This is a genomic window from Mycobacterium sp. (assembly GCF_052144515.1).
Taxonomy (GTDB): domain Bacteria; phylum Actinomycetota; class Actinomycetes; order Mycobacteriales; family Mycobacteriaceae; genus Mycobacterium.
In genome coordinates this window covers 1-4,306 of the sequence record NZ_JBKQQD010000141.1, presented here as the reverse complement: position 1 = coordinate 4,306, position 4,306 = coordinate 1, and the positions used below count along the sequence as shown (strand labels likewise).

Sequence of the window (4,306 nt, the reverse complement as noted above, 5' to 3'; positions counted from 1 at the left end):
ATACGGATGTAGTGGCCTCAGCTGTCACGCATTTGGAGAGCATCGGTACGACGATCAGCGATGCCCACGCCGCCGCGGCGGCCCTCACCACGGAGTTGGTGCCCGCCGCCGAAGACGAGATATCGGCCGCCATCGTAAAGGTGTTCGGTACCTGCGCACAGGACTTTTACGGCCTCGCGGCACAGGCTGCGGCGTTTCACGATGGATTCATCCAAGCCCTAAACGCCGGGGTCGGATCCTATGTAGCGGCTGAGGGCGCCAACGCCGCCGCCATGCTTCAAACCGTGCAGCAGGGCTTGGCAGGTGCGATCAACGCGCCCGCCGAGGCGCTGCTGGGGCGCCCCCTGATCGGTACCGGCGCTGGCTCGGTCACCGCCGCCCAAGTCGTGCAGCTGTATGGGGCCGGACCGGTGCCGGAAAACGCCTACCCGTTCGGGGGCATCAAGCAACTGAGCTTCACAGCGTCAGTAAATGAGGCCCTCCAGATCTTGGATAGCCAAGTCCAGCAAGCACTTGCCGTACCGGGGAACACGGTCAGCATCTACGGCTACTCCCAAAGCGCCGTCGTTGTGTCGCTGGAGATGGCAAACCTTCAAGCGGAGGGCGTGCCGACTTCGAACGCGAGTTTTTTCATTGTGGGCAATCCGATGAACCCGAACGGGGGGTTCTTCGAACGCTTCGCCGGCCTGCAGCTGCCGAGTCTCGGAATGGACTTCTACGGTGCGACACCGTCCAACGCCTATCCGACTACGATCGTCACGATCGAGTACGACAGCTGGGCCGACTTCCCTCAGTATCCACTCGACATCCTCTCCGACCTCAACGCCATCAGCAGCCTGAACCACTTCTACTACCACGTTCTCACAGCGCAGCAAATCAATTCGGCGATCGTGTTGCCTACGTCGGGGCCCACTCAGACCGAGTACCTCATGATTCCGACCAACCAGCTGCCGCTGTTGAACCCGGTCCGTGACATCCCCTTCATCGGGAACCCCATCGCCGATCTGCTGCAGCCAGACCTGACGTATCTGGTGAACCTGGGCTACGGCGACCCGCTGTACGGCTGGTCGACGGGGCCGGCCAACGTGCCCACGCAGGCCGGCCTCTTCCCGCCCCTCCATGCCTTCCAAGAGCTGCCCGGCCTTCTGCAAAGCGGAGCTCAGCTGGGCGTCCAGAACTTCGTCGGCGATTTCACTGGCACCGGACCGAACCCGGTGACGTTGCCGACGCTCAGTTCACTGGCCGCACTGCTGAATCCTTCGACGCTGACCAGTTCGCTGACCTCGCTGCTGGGCCCGTCGGCATCGTCGAGCGCGGCGAGCGCTGCGTCCGTGTTGTCAACGCTTTCCGCTAACCCTGCGGCGCTGGGGCCCTTGCTTTCGGCGACGGCGTTGTCGGCCGTTGCCTCTACACCTGTGGTCCTGGGAAACACGATCACCACCATCGCCAACACGGTGTCCACGGTGGCGTCGAACATCTACGACCTTGCCTACCCGACGGCGGACGTCCTCACCGCGGCGCTGATCAGCATTCCGTCCTATGACGTCAACCTGTTCCTGGATGGAATCTTGCAAGCGCTCAACGGCGACCCTGTTGGGGGACTTGTGAATGCGTTCGGCCAGCCGATCGCATCCGACATAGGGCTGTACACCTGGCTATTGAACTTGGAAATAGCTGCCATTTCGGATCCGCAGGAGGCTGCGGGGCCCAGCAGTGGGGTTCCATCTATCGGCATCGGCTAGTGGTCGGTGAGAAACCGGTATAGCCCGTGCTTGCGGATCATGTAGCGCGTTGCGTGATTCTCCCATTTACTGCGATTCTTGCCCCGGACATCGATGTGGTGGTGAACCACTTTGATGCTGGGATCGAACTGTCGGTTGATTCCCCTCTTCTCCAAGCGGATTGACAGTTCCTGAATCTCCTGCGCCCGTAGCGCAGGGTCGAACCCGCCGATCGATCTGAATATCGTGGAGTAAACGAGCATGTTTCCCTCGTGGACCCAGTAGGCGGGCGCAGGAGCGGGGGGCTCGAGTGTGTTGGGCCAATCCGCCATGGCCGGGGCAACGACTCGCCGAAGAGCGCCGGCCAGCCGTGGTCTTCCGCTCAACCGGTCGATCGAAAACTGCAGCGTCCCCGTGCCGTTGCCCCACACCGAGAGCACGGCACCGTGGTTACACCACTCCTGTCGGCCGTCGGCGAAGGTGACCAATCCGCCGATCATCCCGACCCCCCGATCGGCATAGCGGGTGGCGAGTTCTCGTGCAATGGTTGGGGTTTCGGGAGTCTCCAAGTCCATATCGGCGTCGATGAAGTGGATCAGCACCCCGTCTGCAACCTGGTCGATGATCTGATTACGATTTGCTCCCGCGCCCCGATTTTCGCGACTGCGAACGAATTTCACCGCGTCGCCGAAATCACGGACCACGTCGGCGCTGTCGTCGGTGGAGGCGTCGTCGAGCACGAAGACCGCGTCGTAGCGCTGCTCCAGTACCTGGGGGAGCAGCCTGAGCAGGTTCTCGCCCATGTTGTAGTTCGGAATCGCGGCAACGACCGGTCGTTGGTCGGTGTTCACGGCGTGCGGACCACCGAGTCTCCCGGCGGCTTGAAGTCTTCCAGGTACGACTTGGGTTGCATGAACGCCGGTCGCGGCAGTCTGAGGTCCGGCCTGAGTGCGGCAGGCCCGAAGGACGACCACAGCGTCGAGGCCGGCGACTTCGAGGGGTGAATGGCGAAGTCGCGGAGTAGCTGAGAGCGGTACGGCCGGGCGGGTCCGAAAAGCGCATTTTCGGAATGGTTTTCGCGGTTTTCTACCTGGTAGACAGCGCCCGGGAACGGCAGAGGCTCGAGAATGCGACCGTGGTTTCGCCACCAGTCGAAGGCCCACCCGTGTTCCAGCACGTGTTCGAGTCGCTCCCCAAAGGCTGCGGCAATCTCCTGCTGCGACGAGGAGACGGTCAGATGGGAGGGAACGTCGTACGCATCGAAGGGGATGACGAACGACGTGCCGCAGAACCGGTAGAAATTTCTCAACCGCTTGTACGCGTTTCTCCTGCGCGAGTACATCAATCCACGCTTGACCACCCACCCGGCATGGCCGGGACGGGCGTGCACGAAGGCCGCTAGTTCTCGGTGGACGAAGTCGTCCGCATCCACGAACATCACGTAGTCCGGCGTGAAGTCGCGCGCCGCGAGCAGACCCACGGCGTTCTTGGTCCCCTTGTCCCAGATCACCGATGCCGGGCCGGTACGGGGGCCCTTGATGGGGGAGGGAGGCGGGAAGTCGACCTCGACGAACCTGACGCGCTCGGGCAGCGGAAATGACGGTCGGCGGTTGCCGACGATGATCACCAGGTAGTCGTCACAGGTTTGCTGGACCAGCGACGCCAGGGTGTCTTGCAGCAGCGCCTCGACCCGGCCATAGTCTGCGGCGTTCTGCGGGTGACGCAGGGTCGTGATGAACGCCAGCATCTGTCGTGTGCTCCTCGCTGAAGTGCAGGCGCTACCGCCTTGACGACAAAAGTAGCCTAGTTGATCGAAGCTCGAGGGAGACTACTTCGGCTGGGCCCGCGAAAAGACGAACAAGCGTTGCTCTTCCCAGCGCTCGCTTCGCGCCAGCTCGAAACCGCGTTCGTGGAAGAGCGACCGAAGCTGTTCTTCTCGATAGCCGTTCATCCAGCCGTGCCTGAGGCGACTAACCCTGTCGACGAGGGCGCGCGGCGAATAGCCATTGGCTTTTGCCGGGGCGTACGTGAGGACGCAGACCGCGACCTGATTCGTCAACCAATCAAGCATGGAGGGGACATCACGCACATATTCGAGCACCCCGCTGAGCACGGCAACGTCGTAAACGTCTGATCCGAGGGCCGGAAGAGGCCTCTCATTCAGGTCGCAAAGCATCGTCCCCGGCCCGCGGTCGACGACGTCAGATGGTACGTAGGTGCACGACGGGTCGAGATGGCGCTCGAGGACCCGCTTGCCGGCCCCGAACTCGATCACGCGAGTGTTCTTGGGCACAAGCGCGGCGACCTGCTCGTTCCGAGGTTCCCAGGACGCATAGAGACGGCTGGGGTCCGCCCACCTCCTGCGATCAGTCTTCTTGAGGGCGGTGGTGATCATCCTCAACATGGCGTTGGGCAAAGGATCATCGAAGCGTCACCGACCCTGTGAACTCGTGCACCGTATCGGCGGCCTTTCCCCGGTTGCTTCATCAAACTACAAACTGGCTGGGATACCGCTGGCCTGCCCCGCGATTTCCGTTCGAGAAGGCTAGCACCCAGAGTCTTGATCGATTGCACCGTCGCGAGGC

4 protein-coding genes are annotated in these 4,306 nt (G+C 62.4%); 1 reads left to right on the top strand and 3 read right to left on the bottom strand.

Annotated features, from left to right (window positions below):
- Positions 1 to 1,742: PE-PPE domain-containing protein (locus ACLP9N_RS08370; protein ID WP_442406956.1), on the top strand; the 1,742-nt coding region annotated here is incomplete at its 5' end.
- On the opposite strand, the gene ACLP9N_RS08365 is transcribed toward ACLP9N_RS08370, so the two are convergent.
- From ACLP9N_RS08365 to ACLP9N_RS08355, 3 genes are all read right to left on the bottom strand, one after another.
- Positions 1,739 to 2,572: a glycosyltransferase family 2 protein gene (locus tag ACLP9N_RS08365; RefSeq protein WP_442406955.1), complete on the bottom strand. Its 834-nt coding sequence runs from the start codon at positions 2,570 to 2,572 to the stop codon at positions 1,739 to 1,741. The two genes, ACLP9N_RS08370 and ACLP9N_RS08365, sit on opposite strands and share 4 nt — an antisense overlap.
- Complete coding sequence (locus ACLP9N_RS08360) at positions 2,569 to 3,468, bottom strand: glycosyltransferase family A protein (RefSeq protein WP_442406954.1); 900 nt, start codon at positions 3,466 to 3,468, stop codon at positions 2,569 to 2,571. Before ACLP9N_RS08360 ends, ACLP9N_RS08365 begins: the two co-directional genes overlap by 4 nt.
- An 81-nt stretch (positions 3,469 to 3,549) precedes the next feature.
- The gene (locus ACLP9N_RS08355) at positions 3,550 to 4,116 is read right to left on the bottom strand and encodes a class I SAM-dependent methyltransferase (protein ID WP_442406953.1); all 567 of its coding nucleotides are present in this window, start codon (positions 4,114 to 4,116) and stop codon (positions 3,550 to 3,552) included.
- Positions 4,117 to 4,306: the final 190 nt, after the last annotated feature.